At 47.2% G+C, this 15,366-nt stretch carries 15 protein-coding genes and 1 tRNA gene; 13 read left to right on the top strand and 3 right to left on the bottom strand.

The window, feature by feature from the left end; genetic code table 11:
- Positions 1-53 precede the first annotated feature (53 nt).
- Positions 54-620 carry a hypothetical protein gene (locus HMPREF2551_RS09305; RefSeq protein ID WP_070838626.1) on the top strand — a complete coding sequence of 189 codons (567 nt, stop codon included), beginning with the start codon at positions 54-56 and terminating at the stop codon, positions 618-620.
- A gap of 252 nt (positions 621-872) precedes the next feature.
- Here HMPREF2551_RS09305 and HMPREF2551_RS09300 read toward each other — a convergent pair.
- Both HMPREF2551_RS09300 and HMPREF2551_RS09295 read right to left on the bottom strand, forming a co-directional pair.
- Positions 873-948, bottom strand: a tRNA-Asn gene (locus HMPREF2551_RS09300).
- Positions 949-1,086: 138 nt separating this feature from the next.
- The gene (locus tag HMPREF2551_RS09295) at positions 1,087-1,578 is read right to left on the bottom strand and encodes a NemA protein (RefSeq protein ID WP_070838624.1); all 492 of its coding nucleotides are present in this window, start codon (positions 1,576-1,578) and stop codon (positions 1,087-1,089) included.
- Between the two features lie 180 nt (positions 1,579-1,758).
- Between HMPREF2551_RS09295 and dapF the strand changes: the two genes are divergently transcribed.
- From dapF to HMPREF2551_RS09275, 4 genes are all read left to right on the top strand, one after another.
- On the top strand, positions 1,759-2,610 hold the full coding sequence (gene dapF, locus HMPREF2551_RS09290) for a diaminopimelate epimerase (protein ID WP_070838623.1): 852 nt from the start codon (positions 1,759-1,761) through the stop codon (positions 2,608-2,610).
- On the top strand, positions 2,607-3,209 hold the full coding sequence (locus HMPREF2551_RS09285; RefSeq protein ID WP_070838622.1) for a hypothetical protein: 603 nt from the start codon (positions 2,607-2,609) through the stop codon (positions 3,207-3,209). Before dapF ends, HMPREF2551_RS09285 begins: the two co-directional genes overlap by 4 nt.
- A 120-nt stretch (positions 3,210-3,329) precedes the next feature.
- A complete protein-coding gene (gene cysK / locus HMPREF2551_RS09280) occupies positions 3,330-4,262 on the top strand; it encodes a cysteine synthase A (protein WP_143128528.1) in 933 nt (310 codons plus the stop codon).
- A 145-nt stretch (positions 4,263-4,407) separates the two neighbouring features.
- Positions 4,408-4,917, top strand: coding sequence for a membrane lipoprotein lipid attachment site-containing protein (locus HMPREF2551_RS09275; protein WP_070838620.1), 510 nt, complete (start codon positions 4,408-4,410; stop codon positions 4,915-4,917).
- 87 nt (positions 4,918-5,004) lie between these two features.
- Here HMPREF2551_RS09275 and HMPREF2551_RS09270 read toward each other — a convergent pair whose 3' ends face one another.
- Entirely contained in the window at positions 5,005-5,388 is a 384-nt protein-coding gene (locus HMPREF2551_RS09270) for a YkvA family protein (protein ID WP_070838618.1), read from the bottom strand.
- A gap of 462 nt (positions 5,389-5,850) precedes the next feature.
- On the opposite strand from HMPREF2551_RS09270, the gene sdhC reads away from it, so the two are divergent.
- The 8 genes from sdhC (at position 5,851) to odhB (ending at position 15,123) form a co-directional block, all read left to right on the top strand.
- Entirely contained in the window at positions 5,851-6,228 is a 378-nt protein-coding gene (sdhC, locus tag HMPREF2551_RS09265) for a succinate dehydrogenase, cytochrome b556 subunit (protein ID WP_003686156.1), read from the top strand.
- The gene (gene sdhD / locus HMPREF2551_RS09260; protein ID WP_004519264.1) at positions 6,222-6,563 is read left to right on the top strand and encodes a succinate dehydrogenase, hydrophobic membrane anchor protein; all 342 of its coding nucleotides are present in this window, start codon (positions 6,222-6,224) and stop codon (positions 6,561-6,563) included. The genes sdhC and sdhD overlap by 7 nt, the downstream gene beginning before the upstream one ends.
- A gap of 2 nt (positions 6,564-6,565) precedes the next feature.
- Entirely contained in the window at positions 6,566-8,329 is a 1,764-nt protein-coding gene (gene sdhA / locus HMPREF2551_RS09255; protein WP_003745594.1) for a succinate dehydrogenase flavoprotein subunit, read from the top strand.
- Between the two features lie 119 nt (positions 8,330-8,448).
- Positions 8,449-9,156, top strand: a complete 708-nt coding sequence (locus HMPREF2551_RS09250; protein WP_003678833.1) for a succinate dehydrogenase iron-sulfur subunit — start codon at positions 8,449-8,451, stop codon at positions 9,154-9,156.
- Positions 9,157-9,159: 3 nt separating this feature from the next.
- Positions 9,160-9,408 (top strand): FAD assembly factor SdhE, encoded by a 249-nt coding sequence (locus HMPREF2551_RS09245; RefSeq protein WP_003678830.1) that lies wholly within the window; start codon positions 9,160-9,162, stop codon positions 9,406-9,408.
- 123 nt (positions 9,409-9,531) lie between these two features.
- On the top strand, positions 9,532-10,815 hold the full coding sequence (gene gltA / locus HMPREF2551_RS09240; protein ID WP_070838616.1) for a citrate synthase: 1,284 nt from the start codon (positions 9,532-9,534) through the stop codon (positions 10,813-10,815).
- A 210-nt stretch (positions 10,816-11,025) separates the two neighbouring features.
- Positions 11,026-13,854, top strand: coding sequence for a 2-oxoglutarate dehydrogenase E1 component (locus HMPREF2551_RS09235; protein WP_070838614.1), 2,829 nt, complete (start codon positions 11,026-11,028; stop codon positions 13,852-13,854).
- 99 nt (positions 13,855-13,953) lie between these two features.
- Positions 13,954-15,123: a 2-oxoglutarate dehydrogenase complex dihydrolipoyllysine-residue succinyltransferase gene (gene odhB / locus HMPREF2551_RS09230; RefSeq protein WP_070838612.1), complete on the top strand. Its 1,170-nt coding sequence runs from the start codon at positions 13,954-13,956 to the stop codon at positions 15,121-15,123.
- The last annotated feature ends 243 nt before the right edge of the window (positions 15,124-15,366 follow it).

Genomic DNA, 15,366 nt, shown 5'->3' with positions numbered 1-15,366 from the left:
TGTCCTGATTTAAATTTAATCCACTATAAAAACCAACCGACACACCAAATAAAATGAAACCGTCCCTTCCCATCCGCTCACTTCTTTTAAGCTGTATACTCACCGCAGCAAGCGCAAACAGTCTTGCCGCTGAAACTGTCATTACTTCTCCGGATAAGCAGTTCAGCGTCAGAAAAATCTGCAACCACAAAACCCAAGAATGCTCTTTCTTTGCAGGCAAAAAAGCCATCGAAAAAAATCTCCCTGAAGACAGGATAAGCCATGAATGGCTTGGCAATACTTTCGCATTAAGAATCAGCTTCGGGTCGTATGATTCCTACACCACCTTCGCCGACCGCACCCATAAGCCCCATACGCTTTCCTCAGTTATCGCCACCGACAGCAAAACTCAATGCGCAGTGACCTCAGATAATAAAGGCGTTTCTTTCTATTCGTTGTTCCGCGACAAACCCGTCAAATTTATTGCCGCAAACGACAAAAAATTCGGCTTCACCCGAGATGTTGCCACGCTGGAATCTGTCGTTGAAGCAGAATTCAAAGGCAAGAAAGTCCACATGACGTATATGAACAAAGCCGAACGCAATGTCTCGGTTGTTTTGGACAATCCGTGTGTGAAATGATGTGTCAAGTTTAAGGCCGTCTGAAAAGACGCTGTCCATTTCAAAACGAAACAGCCCGAAACCTGACTGAAAAAGGTTTCGGGCTGTTTGCACTTGTTTGCCAAACTAAGTGGGGTAGGTGCAAGGCGTGCCAGTTTGGCAGATAGAGACCTTTGCAAAGGTTTCATGAGGATTCAGGGCTTTATTTTGGGAAGAACAATCGTTCTTTATTGATGTAAAAAAGCCTGAACAGAAGTTCAGGCTTTTAAAATTTGGCTCCCCGACCTGGGCTCGAACCAGGGACCTGCGGATTAACAGTCCGTCGCTCTACCGACTGAGCTATCGGGGAATGGGGCGTATTATAATGGCTGGAAAAAATGTGTCAATCCATATTTTCAAGAAAATGGTGCAAAATATTTCAAATGTTTGAATGTTAAAAATATTTTGTAATCAAGTTTCACAGGCTTCCAGCCGTTTCAGACGGCCTTTAGTATTTGGCGTTAACCAATTTGCCGTTTTGGAATACTTGTTGCTGCATCACGGTGCCGTTGTAGGCGTAAGTGGTCAGCGAGCCGTTGCTTGGTGTGGCGCGGAACTGCATCAGCTGGTTGCGGCTGAGGACATAGGGGTCCGTGCGTTTTTGGCTGTTATCGCTGTAAAAGTCTTGGACGACATATTCGTTGTTGCGTTTGCTGATCAGTTGGCGATGGAAGCCGCCTTTGACTGCGCTGTTGCTGGGTGTGCCGTGTGCATCAAAATAGGTCACAATTTGTTCTTCTAAGATACGGATGCCGTCTGAATCCGTGCCTTTGGTGGTTTTGGTTTTATCCAAGCCGACAGGGATGTCGATGGATGTACCCAGGCCGACGTGGCGGCCGATGCCGGTGCCGACGCCTAAGCCGACGGAAACGCCGGGCGTGCCGACTGTACATGCGCTGAGTGAAGCGGCCAAAAGGGCAGGTAAGAGAACTTTTTTCATAATGTGTATCCTTGTAATAAGAAATGTTTGTAATGTTGGAAGTATAGTATTTTTGCGGGGTGGCTGGTGTTAGTATTGGTAAAAGGGCGCAAGGCCGTCTGAAAAACAAGATAGAAACGGATATATCATTCTGGTGTAGAATGTGCCGGAATAATGATTTAATAAGAATGTGAATGAATCATGAAAACTTTAAAATTTACGAAGATGCACGGCTTGGGCAATGATTTTATGGTGGTCAATGCCATCGAGCAGGACTTTGATCCGTTGGTAGCGCCGTTGGCCCAATGGGCAGACCGCTATCGCGGCGTGGGATTTGATCAGTTTTTGGTGGTGGAGAAGCCTTCTTCTGATGCGGTCGATTTTCGGTATCGTATTTTCAATGCGGATGGTCGGGAAGTAGAGCAGTGCGGCAATGGTGCGCGTTGTTTTGCGCGTTTTGTCACGGATAAGGGTTTGACGGATAAAACGGAAATTTTGGTCGAAACGGCCAAAGGGATTATTGTGCCGAAGCTGTTGGATAACGGTTTGGTTACCGTCAATATGGGTAAACCGCGTTTCATGCCGTCTGAAATTCCGTTTGTGCCTGCGCATGGTGAAAATGAAGATGCGCTGACACATATTGTCTTGGTCGGTTTGGAATCTGTACCGGTAAGCTGCGTGAATATGGGTAATCCGCATGCGGTGATTTTGGTTGATGATGTTGAAACCGCACCGGTGGAGCATTGGGGCGGCGTTATTGAATCTCACGAGCAGTTTCCTGAACGGGTCAATGTCGGCTTTTTGCAAGTTGAAGATGAATTGTCAGTCCGCCTGCGCGTGTTTGAACGCGGAGTGGGGGAAACTCAGGCTTGCGGCACCGGAGCGTGTGCGGCCGTGGTGGCAGGCGTGCGCAATGGCTTGCTGAAAGCGGGTGTGCCTGTGCGTGTTACTCTGCCTGGCGGCGAATTGTTTATCAGTTGGGAAGAAGGCGGCGATGTGCAAATGACCGGCCCTGCTGAGACCGTTTTTGAAGGCGAGTTGCAGTATTCATGATGGTTTCTTTGGATTTTTGGTTTGCCGTCGCGTATGCTGCGGTATCGTTGGTGTTTATTTTTCGCGCGCAGCGGTTTCAATGGCTTTGGGCTGCGGTGTTGTTGTGGCTGGGAATTTCGGCACTGGGCGCGCGCTTGTTGCCCGGAATGTGGGGCTTTACGCATACAGGCCCTTTGTTCATCCCTCATTTTTATCTGACAATCGCCAGTATTTTCTTCTTTATTGATGACTGCAGTAAAACGGAAGACAAAAAGTTTTGGTCGGCAGGCGAATATGCCGGTTTGACCTTATTTGCGGTTTCCAATGTTGTCATGACTTTGGCTTTTGTTTTCTTGGTGGGCGTGGTTTATTTCATCTTGCCATTGGCAGGCGCGGTTTTTGCATGGGCGGCTTTGCTGAAAATTTATGCCTTGAAACCGATTTATTGGTTTGTTTTGCAGGGCGTGTTGATGCTGGTGTTTTATCTGCACCGTGTGGTCGTGTGTAAGCAGTCGGCGGCTTTGTTTAGTGCCACTCAGCTGCAAATGGGTTGGCTGGTTGCGGTTGTCATGCAGGCTGTGGTTGCCATGGCTTTGATTTTTGAACGGGGCGGATATTAATTTATCCAAACTAAAAGTTATCAAACTAAAAGTTATAATGAAAGAAATTTTCGATATTGGTTTTTCAGACGGCCTGAGTTTAATATGCAGGCTATATCACATCTAAATCTGGAGCAGGAAATGAAAATTGCAAATAATATTACCGAGCTGATCGGCAATACACCTTTGGTGAAATTGAACCGTCTGACTGAAGGTTTGAAAGCGCAAATCGCCGTTAAACTTGAATTTTTCAATCCGGGCAGCAGCGTGAAAGACCGTATTGCCGAAGCCATGATTGAAGCGGCGGAGCAGGCCGGTAAAATCAATAAAGATACCGTTATCGTTGAGGCGACCAGCGGCAATACCGGTATCGGTTTGGCAATGGTGTGTGCGGCCCGCGGTTATAAATTGGCGATTACTATGCCTGAAAGCATGAGTAAAGAACGCAAAATGCTGCTGCGTGCATTCGGTGCAGAGCTGATTTTGACACCGGCTGCCGAAGGAATGGCAGGTGCTATCGCTAAAGCCCAATCTTTGGTGGACGAACATCCGAGCACTTATTTCATGCCGCGCCAATTTGATAACGAGGCCAATCCTGAAGTTCACCGTAAAACCACTGCCGAAGAAATTTGGCGCGATACAGACGGTAAAGTGGATATTTTCGTGGCCGGTGTGGGTACAGGCGGTACGATTACCGGCGTGGGCGAAGTATTGAAAAAATACAAACCCGAAGTTCAAATCGTGGCTGTCGAGCCTGAAGCTTCCCCAGTATTGAGTGGCGGCGAAAAAGGCCCGCATCCGATTCAAGGTTTGGGTGCAGGCTTTATCCCCAGTGTTTTGAATACGACTGTTTACGACAGCATTTCCAAAGTACCTAACGAGGCAGCGTTTGAAACTGCGCGCGCTATGGCCGAAAAAGAAGGCATTTTGGTGGGTATTTCTTCAGGTGCGGCAGTATGGAGCGCATTGCAACTGGCCAAAAAACCTGAAAACGAAGGCAAGCTGATCGTTGTCTTGTTGCCATCATATGGCGAGCGCTATCTTTCTACACCTCTGTTTGCCGATTTGGCATAATATAGGATTGTTGTTAAAAGGCCGTTTTCAGACGGCCTTTTTTGCGTATGGGCTTGAGATATCGTATGAAATCTGTTGTAATTCAGTTAATCTGTTTTGAATACCGTTATTCAAAAGTTGGTTTCTTCAACGAATCATGCTTATAATGCGCATTATGAAAAAATACATTCTTCCTATCCTTGCCGTAGCGGCACTTGCCGGTTGTGAATCGATTTATGTTCCAACTTTGAAAGAAGTGCCAGTTCGACCAACCAACGTCAAAAAACCTAAGGCTGATTCACAAGTTTCAGCTACCGGTTATCATTTGGCTCCTTCGCATTGGGCAGATGTTTCCAAGATTCATGATGAAGCACGCCGCTTGAGTACCCAAGTGAGCCAAGGCAACCTGACCAAAGTTCAGGCCGCCCAATATTTGAACCGCTTCCGTATCCAACAAGTGGGACGCAACTCTGTCGATGACAGTATGTATGAAGTCTATCTGCGTTCCGCCGTTGACAGCCAACGTGGTGAGATTACTACCGAGCAATCCAAACAGTACATCCAAGGTGCTTTGCGCGGTTGGCAACAACGCTGGAAAAACATGGATACCAAGCCAAGCAATCCTGCATTTACCAACTTCCTAATGGAAGTTATGGGCATGCAACCTTTGAAATAAAAAAAGTCATAAATCGAGAAGGCCGTCTGAATATTCAGACGGCCTTCTTTTTTGCATTTTATATCGGTATTGTTGAACTCTATCTAATCAAGAGCCAAACAGCTTGTCTGCCGCTTGACGGGCTTTTTCTTTGATGTCTTCGGTCAGGTAGTTTTTCATTTGGGAATAAACCAACGCAATGACGGCAATGTCATCACTGAAACCAAAAGGAATCAGAAGGTCGGGAATGCTGTCGATAGGGCTGAGGAAGTAAACCAGTGCGCCGACAATAATCATTTTGGCGCGTTTGGGTGTATGTTCGGATTCCCAGAGATAATAAAGCGCATAAAGCTGGCGGACGACAGGTTTGCCCAAGCGTCCGGCAAAGCGTCCGAGTTTTTTCATGAAGCCGGATGTGTCTAAGTTTCGACGGCGGAAGGAGGGGATGTAGTCTTCCGGATCGGGTGTGTTTTGATGAGGGGAGTGTGTCATGATGCAGCTTCCTTATAAGGTATGGAAACATTGTTGGTGTTGTGCTGTATTTTAGTCCATCTAGAGATGGATGAAATGTCTTTGAATGTATAACTATGTAAGAGTAGTGATGATAATGCAATGGTAATAAGTTAAGAATGGCTTATGCCTTTGTAAAGATTAGGTATCAAGAGTGAGAATTTATCTCACAATAGATACAATTCTCAAACAATAATGATGTTATCGTAAGTGATTTGATGGGGAGATGGCTTAATTGCAGGAAAGTAACAAAAAAGGCTAGCCACGCAAAAAAAAATCTAAGAATGATTGTTTGATTTTATTAGTCTTTTGGTAAAAATCATTAGAGCATTTATAAATTGCACTGTTCAAAATGAGATAAAACAGGTAAATTATGGTTTATGTAGCTTATTGTAGTGCTGAGCTATAGGTTTTGAGCTGATAATAAATCTAGAGGAACTGACCATGTCCGCCAAATCACGCCCGGTATTTTTGGAAATTCCGAATATCCGATTGCCCATACCGGGGATTGTATCTATTCTTCACCGTATCAGCGGCGTCGGCTTGTTTGTGATGCTGCCTGTTCTCTTGTATTTCTTCTCTGGAACGCTGGATCGCGAAGCGTCGTTTGAAGCATATCGTTCTGCTATCTCCAATCCGTTTGTGAAGCTGATCCTTATCGGTCTGTTGTGGGCATATCTGCACCACTTTTTCGCCGGTATCCGCTTTCTGTTTTTGGATGTACACAAAGGCTTGGAATTAAATACTGCCCGTGCTACTGCTAAAGTTGTATTTGCTTCTGCTTTGATTCTGACCGTCGTTTTGGGAGCTTTGTTATGGTAGAACGTAAATTGACAGGTGCGCATTACGGTTTGCGCGATTGGGCAATGCAACGTGCAACTGCGGTCATCATGTTGGTGTACACCGTAGTTCTTTTGGTTGTTTTGTTCACATTGCCTAAAGAATATTCGGCATGGCAGGCATTTTTTGATCAAACTTGGGTGAAAGTATTTACCCAAGTGAGCTTCTTGGCCGTATTTTTGCATGCGTGGGTAGGTATCCGCGATTTGTGGATGGACTACATTAAGCCTTTTGGCGTGCGTTTGTTTTTACAAGTTGCCACCATCGTTTGGTTGGTAGGCTGCTTGGTGTATTCAGTTAAAGTAATTTGGGGGTAAATATGAGTTTTCCTGTTCGTAAGTTTGATGCCGTGATTGTTGGCGGTGGTGGTGCAGGTTTACGCGCAGCCCTCCAATTGTCTAAATCCGGCCTGAATTGTGCTGTTTTGTCTAAAGTGTTCCCGACCCGTTCTCATACTGTAGCGGCTCAAGGTGGTATTTCTGCTTCATTGGGTAATGTGCAGGAAGACCGTTGGGATTGGCATATGTACGATACCGTGAAAGGTTCCGACTGGTTGGGCGACCAAGATGCGATTGAGTTTATGTGTCGTGCTGCGCCTGAAGCCGTAATTGAGTTGGAACACATGGGTATGCCTTTTGACCGTGTGGAAAGTGGCAAAATCTACCAACGTCCTTTCGGTGGCCATACTGCCGAACATGGTAAACGTGCGGTAGAACGTGCATGTGCGGTTGCCGACCGTACCGGTCATGCGATGTTGCATACTTTGTACCAACAAAACGTCCGTGCCAATACACAATTCTTTGTGGAATGGACAGCGCAAGATTTGATTCGTGATGAAAATGGCGACGTAGTCGGTGTAACTGCCATGGAAATGGAAACCGGCGAAGTTTATATTTTCCATGCTAAGGCTGTGATGTTTGCTACCGGTGGTGGTGGCCGTATTTATGCTTCTTCTACCAATGCCTATATGAATACCGGTGATGGTTTGGGTATTTGTGCTCGTGCAGGTATTCCGTTGGAAGACATGGAATTCTGGCAATTCCACCCGACTGGTGTGGCCGGTGCAGGCGTGTTGATTACCGAGGGTGTGCGCGGTGAAGGCGGTATTTTGTTGAACGCCAACGGCGAACGCTTTATGGAACGTTATGCCCCAACCGTAAAAGACTTGGCTTCCCGTGACGTGGTTTCCCGTGCAATGGCAATGGAAATCTACGAAGGTCGCGGCTGTGGTAAAAACAAAGACCACGTATTGCTGAAAATCGACCATATCGGTGCAGAAAAAATTATGGAAAAACTGCCGGGCATCCGCGAGATTTCCATTCAGTTTGCCGGTATCGACCCGATTAAAGACCCGATTCCTGTCGTACCGACTACCCACTACATGATGGGTGGTATTCCGACTAACTACCATGGCGAAGTTGTTGTTCCTCAAGGCGACGAATACGAAGTGCCTGTAAAAGGCCTGTATGCCGCAGGTGAGTGCGCCTGTGCTTCCGTACACGGTGCGAACCGCTTGGGTACCAACTCCTTGTTGGACTTGGTGGTATTCGGTAAAGCTGCCGGCGACAGCATGATTAAATTCATCAAAGAGCAAAGCGGTTGGAAACCTCTGCCTGCTAATGCCGGCGAGTTGACCCGTCAACGTATCGAGCGTTTGGACAACCAAACCGGCGGTGAAAACGTTGATGCCTTGCGTCGCGAACTGCAACGCTCCGTACAACTGCATGCCGGCGTGTTCCGTACCGATGAGATTCTGAGCAAAGGCGTTCGAGAAATCATGGCGATTGCCGAGCGTGTGAAACGTACTGAAATCAAAGATAAGAGCAAAGTGTGGAATACCGCGCGTATCGAAGCTTTGGAATTGGATAATCTGATTGAAGTAGCGAAAGCGACTTTGGTGTCTGCCGAAGCACGTAAAGAATCGCGCGGCGCGCACGCTTCAGACGACCATCCTGAGCGTGATGACGAAAACTGGATGAAACATACCCTGTATCATTCAGATACCAATACTTTGTCTTACAAACCGGTACATACCAAGCCTTTGAGCGTGGAATACATCAAACCGGCCAAACGCGTTTATTGATGAGTTTTCAGACGGCCTTTATCTTGGAGGCCGTCTGAAACCTAACCATACCCACATTGAACTGCCTGAATCCATAATACAAAATCATTGGGCAGTTTATGAGAAAAGGAACACTTCTCATGGAAAAAATGAGTTTTGAAATTTACCGTTACAACCCGGACGTTGATGCCAAGCCTTATATGCAACGTTACGAGTTGGAATTGGAACCAACCGACGTTAAACTTTTGGACGCTTTGGTGCGCCTGAAAGCACAAGACGATACATTGTCTTTCCGCCGTTCTTGCCGCGAAGGTATTTGCGGTTCTGACGGTATGAACATCAACGGCAAAAACGGCTTGGCATGTCTGACTGATTTGCGCAGCCTGAAACAGCCGGTCAAAATCCGTCCTCTGCCGGGTCTGCCTGTTATCCGCGACCTAATTGTGGACATGACCCAATTCTTCAAACAATATCATTCCATCAAACCTTATGTTGTCAACGACAATCCGATTGATGCGGACAAAGAGCGTTTGCAAACTCAGGAAGAGCGTAAAGAGTTGGACGGTTTGTACGAATGTATTTTGTGTGCCTGCTGCTCGACTGCCTGCCCGTCATTCTGGTGGAATCCTGATAAATTCGTTGGTCCGTCCGGTTTGCTGAATGCTTACCGCTTCATTGCGGACAGCCGCGATACCATTACTAATGAGCGTTTGGATAATTTGAACGACCCATACCGTTTGTTCCGCTGCCACACCATTATGAACTGCGTAGACGTATGTCCTAAACACTTGAATCCGACCCGAGCCATCGGTAAGATTAAAGAGATTATGTTGAAACGAGCCGTTTAAGAAATGATGGTTTTTGACGATATTGCCAAACGGAAAATCCGTTTTCAAACCCGCCGGGGATTATTGGAATTAGATTTAATCTTCGGCAGGTTCATGGAAAAAGAATTCGAGCACCTGAGTGATCAGGAATTGTCCGAATTTTCCGAAATCCTCGAATTTCAAGACCAAGAATTGCTTGCCTTGATTAACGGACATTCGGCGACGGACAAGAAGCACCTGATTCCCATGCTTGAAAAAATCAGACAGGCATGATGTGTTATAGAGCTTGTTTGCGATACCGATCCGAACAAGCTCTTTCCATACGGAGGCCGTCTGAAAAAAAGACCGTGCCGCTTAGACGGCAACGAAAGCCCCAACCTACAAAGGAGTTTAAGAATGTCTAAATCAGTCAAGCTCACCACCCCAAATCAAGAGACCTTGGAACTGCCAGTATTGGAAGCAAGTATCGGCCATGATGTGGTTGATATCCGTACTTTGACTAAAAATACAGGTCTGTTTTCCTTCGACCCCGGATTCGTTTCAACTGCAAGTTGCGAATCTAAAATCACTTATATTGATGGCGATGAAGGTCTGTTGTATTACCGTGGTTATCCTATCGAGCAGCTGGCCGAAAAATCTGATTACTTGGAAGTTTGCTACCTGTTGATCTACGGCGAGCTGCCTACGCCCGAACAGAAAAAAGAATTTGATGCTACAGTCAGCCACCATACTATGGTGCATGAACAGTTGACTTGGTTCTTCCGTGGTTTCCGCCGTGATGCGCACCCGATGGCGATGATGGTGGGTGTGGTTGGCGCGCTGTCTGCGTTCTATCAAGATAGCTTGGATATTACCAATCCTGAACACCGCAAAATCGCGATTTACCGCTTAATCTCCAAAATTCCGACCATTGCGGCAATGTGTTACCGTTATTCCAACGGTTTGCCGTTCAATTATCCAAAAAATAACCTTTCCTATGCTGAAAACTTCTTGCACATGATGTTTGCCACACCATGTGAAGAATACAAACCTAATCCAGTATTGGCCCGCGCACTCGACCGCATCTTTATTTTGCATGCCGATCATGAGCAAAATGCGTCAACTTCAACCGTACGTTTGGCCGGTTCTTCCGGCGCGAACCCGTTTGCCTGTATCGCAGCCGGTATCGCTTGCCTGTGGGGTGCTTCACACGGCGGTGCAAACGAAGCCGTGTTGAAAATGCTGGATGAAATCGGCGATGTTTCGAATGTTGCCGAATACATGGAAGGTGTGAAACAACGCAAATACCGCCTGATGGGCTTCGGTCATCGCGTATACCGCAATATGGACCCGCGCGCCAGCATCATGCGCGAAACCTGCTATGAAGTCTTGAAAGAGTTGGGTTTGGAAGACAGTCCGAAATTCAAACTGGCAATGGAATTGGAACAAATTGCACTGAAAGACCCATTCTTTGTCGAACGCAAACTGTATCCAAACGTCGATTTCTACTCCGGCATCGTTTTGTCCGCATTAGGTATTCCGACCGAAATGTTTACCGTTATCTTTGCGTTGTCCCGCAGTGTAGGCTGGATTTCACATTGGCATGAAATGATTAGCGATCCGACACTGAAAATCGGCCGCCCACGTCAACTGTATACCGGTGCGGAACGTCGTGATTATGTTCCGGTGGATAAGCGCTAACAGACAATATATTAATATATTGTTGAAAAGTCGTTTGAAAAAATCGAATTGTTGTTTTCAATGAGGTTGACCCGTAATTAATTAAGTTGATAACAGGTAATTTGATTTAAAATAGGGTAGAATAAAGTGTCATTTCAGACGGCCTGAATTCCGTTCGGAGAACACGGGATTCTACCCTTTGTTTATATTTTAAAGAAAAGAGCTCACGCCATGATGGACGAAAAACTCAATTTCTCTTATCTGTTTGGTTCTAATGCGCCATACATCGAGGAGTTGTATGAAAAGTTTCTGGAAAACCCGGAATCTGTCGATGAAAAATGGAAACAGTATTTTACAGATTTGAGTAAACAGCCGGGCGCAGTCGCTGTCGATGTTGCCCACACACCGATTCGTGAATCATTTGCCACTTTGGCTAAAAAGAAAATTGCATCTGCTGTTGCAGGCGGTGTGGATGAGGCAATGATGAAAAAGCAAGTCAGCGTTTTGCGACTGATTTCTGCCTATCGTATTCAAGGCGTGGGTGCGGCCCAACTTGATCCGCTCAAACGTATCCCCCCTCAAAACATCGAAGCACTCGACCCTAAATTCCACGGTCTGTCTGATGCCGACATGGCGCTTCAATTCAATATGGGCGAGGGTGACTTTTCCGGTCAAGGCAAATTGCCTCTTTCCCAAATCATCAGCAATCTGAAACAAACCTACTGCGGCCACATTGCATTGGAATATATCTATATTCCCAATACTGAAGAGCGTCGTTGGGTGCGCAATTATTTTGAAAGCGTATTGTCCACACCGCATTACAATGCCGATCAAAAACGCCGTATCTTGAAAGAAATGACCGCTGCTGAGACTTTGGAACGTTATCTGCATACCAAATATGTCGGTCAAAAACGTTTCAGTGTCGAAGGTGGTGAAAGCGCGATTGCCGGTTTGAACTACCTGATTCAAAACGCCGGTAAAGACGGCGTGGAAGAAGTCATCATCGGTATGGCACACCGTGGCCGTCTGAATGTTTTGGTTAACATTTTGGGCAAAAAACCGGCCGATCTGTTTGCTGAGTTTGAAGGCCGTGCCGAAATCAAATTGCCTAGCGGCGACGTGAAATACCACATGGGCTTTAGCTCCGACATCGCTACGCCACACGGTCCAATGCATGTTTCTTTGGCATTTAACCCGTCACACTTGGAAATTGTTAACCCGGTAGTGGAAGGTTCTGCGCGCGCCAAACAAAAACGTTTGGGCGAAAACGGCCGCGATAAAGTTTTGCCGGTATTGATTCACGGTGACTCTGCATTTATCGGTTTGGGTGTTAACCAAGCAACATTCAACCTGTCTAAAACACGCGGTTATACCACCGGCGGTACCGTTCACATCGTGATCAACAACCAAATCGGCTTTACCACTTCCGATACCCGCGATACCCGTTCTACCGTACACTGTACCGATATCGCGAAAATGGTTTCCGCTCCGGTTATCCACGTGAACGGCGATGACCCTGAACGCGTTTGCTTTGCCATCCAAGCCGCTTTGGATTACCGCAAAAAATTCCATAAAGACATCGTAATCGACGTTGTCTGCTACCGTAAATGGGGCCACAACGAGGGTGATGATCCGACCTTGACACAACCGATGATGTACAAAAAAGTATCGCAACACCCGGGTGCGCGTGCTTTGTACACCGAGCAACTGATTGCCGAAGGCGTGGTCACCCAAGCTGAGGCTGACGGTTACATCCAAGCCTACCGTGATGCTTTGGACAAAGGCGAACATGTTGAACAAACAACTTTGAGCAACTTCCAACGCACACAAATCGACTGGAGCAAATACCAAGGCAAAGATTGGCGCGAAAAAATCGAAACCGGTTTGCCTGCCGCTGACATCGAGCGTCTTACCGAGAAATTCACCGCTGTACCGGAAGGCTTTGCCCTGCATCCGACTGCAAAACGTGTGATCGAAGCGCGTAAAGCCATGGCATCCGGCAAACAGCCTATCGACTGGGGTATGGCCGAAACCCTCGCATACGCAAGCCTGCTGACTAAAGGTCATGGCGTGCGTATCTCCGGTGAGGACTCCGGCCGCGGTACATTCTCACACCGTCATGCAGTATTGCACGACCAAAACCGTGAAAAATGGGACGACGGTACTTATGTTCCTCTGCGCCATATGGGCGAAGGCATGGGCGAGTTCCTGGTTATCGACTCCATTTTGAACGAAGAAGCCGTGATGGCGTTCGAGTACGGCTTTGCCTGCTCCGCACCTGACAAGCTGACCATTTGGGAAGCTCAATTCGGTGACTTCGCCAACGGTGCGCAAGTGACTATTGACCAATTCCTGTCCTCAGGCGAAACCAAGTGGGGTCGCTTGTGCGGTCTGACCACCATCCTGCCGCACGGCTACGACGGTCAAGGCCCTGAGCACTCTTCTGCACGCGTAGAACGTTGGTTGCAACTGTGTTCTGAAAACAATATGCAAGTCATCATGCCGTCTGAAGCGTCGCAAATGTTCCACCTCTTGCAACGCCAAGTCTTGGGTTCATACCGCAAACCGCTGGTGATTTTCATGTCCAAACGCCTGTTGCGCTTCAAAGGTGCAATGAGCCCGCTGGAAAACTTCACCGAAGGTTCGACTTTCCGTCCGGTTATCGGTGATACTGCCGAACGCGCAAGCAACGACAGCGTGAAACGCGTAGTCTTGTGTGCCGGTCAGGTTTACTATGACTTGGAAGCTGGCCGTGCCGAGCGTAAACTGGAAGATGATGTTGCGATTGTCCGCGTTGAGCAGCTGTATCCGTTCCCATACGAAGAGGTTAAAGCTGAACTGGCGAAATATCCGAACGCAAAATCTGTGGTTTGGGCGCAAGAAGAGCCGAAAAACCAAGGCGCGTTCTACCAAATCCGCCACCGCATCGAAGGCGTTATCAGCGAAGAGCAAAAACTGTCTTATGCCGGTCGTCCAAGCAGCGCATCGCCTGCAGTGGGCTACTCAAGCAAACACATTGCTCAATTGAAACAATTGGTTGAAGACGCTTTGACGTTGTAAGCCTAGTGGCATTCCGTTTGAAATTGTTCAGGCGGAATGCCTATATGCAGAATTAAAAACACACAACAGGCCGTCTGAAAGGGCCATTGGAGACACAAAATGATTATTGATGTAAAAGTACCTATGCTGTCTGAAAGCGTATCTGAAGGCACGCTCTTGGAATGGAAGAAAAAAGTTGGCGAAGCAGTTGCCCGTGACGAAATCCTGATCGATATCGAAACTGACAAAGTGGTTTTGGAAGTACCTTCTCCACAAGCCGGCGTATTGGTTGAAATCGTAGCGCAAGACGGTGAAACCGTTGTTGCCGACCAAGTTTTGGCTCGTATCGATACAGCCGCTACCGCCGCTGCTGAAGCACCTGCCGCCGCGCCTGCCGAAGCAGCCCCAGCTGCTGCACAAAATAACGCCGCTATGCCTGCCGCTGCCAAACTGGCTGCCGAGACCGGTGTTGACGTGAACGCATTGCAAGGTTCCGGCCGTGACGGTCGCGTATTGAAAGAAGACGTACAAAATGCCGCTGCCAAACCTGCCGCAGCCGCTGCTCCTGCCGTTGCACTTCCTGCCGGCGCACGTCCTGAAGAACGCGTACCAATGAGCCGCCTGCGTGCCCGCGTTGCAGAACGCCTCTTGGCTTCTCAACAAGAAAACGCCATTCTGACCACATTCAACGAAGTCAACATGAAACCAATCATGGACTTGCGTGCGAAGTACAAAGAAAAATTTGAGAAAGAACACGGCGTGAAACTGGGCTTTATGTCCTTCTTCGTTAAAGCTGCTGTTGCCGCCCTGAAAAAATACCCGGTTGTGAATGCTTCTGTTGACGGCAAAGACATCGTGTACCACGGCTACTTCGACATCGGTATTGCAATTGGCAGCCCACGCGGTTTGGTTGTACCGATCCTGCGTGATGCCGACCAAATGAGCATTGCCGACATCGAACAAGCAATTGTTGATTACGCGAAAAAAGCCAAAGACGGCAAAATTGCTATTGAAGACCTGACCGGTGGTACATTCAGTATTACCAACGGCGGTACTTTCGGTTCTATGATGTCTACCCCAATCATCAACCCGCCTCAATCTGCGATTTTGGGTATGCACGCTACTAAAGAGCGCGCTGTGGTTGAAAACGGCCAAGTTGTTGTCCGTCCAATGATGTATCTGGCTCTGTCTTACGACCACCGTATCATCGATGGTCGCGAAGCTGTATTGACCTTGGTAGCCATTAAAGACGCGTTGGAAGACCCAGCCCGCCTGTTGTTGGATCTGTAATCGTTTCAGACGGCCTTTTATTTATTAATGAAAAGGCCGTCTGAAATTTTATTTAGATGTAGCGTAATGTAGTATCGTGCTACAATAGTCTCAACGAACGATTGAGGCCGTCTGAAACATTTGATTCGAATGAATCGACAGATATGGACTTTCAGACGGCCTTTTCTTAAAACCATCAAAACGCAGTCATTCAAAATAAAAAAGAAACAAAAAGTATCGTTTTTATTTTGAGATACTGCAAAA

The sequence above is a fragment of the Neisseria sp. HMSC066H01 genome (assembly GCF_001837375.1).
Lineage (GTDB): Bacteria > Pseudomonadota > Gammaproteobacteria > Burkholderiales > Neisseriaceae > Neisseria.
Note: the sequence above shows the minus strand (reverse complement) of the source record. Positions and strands in the feature narration are given on the sequence as shown.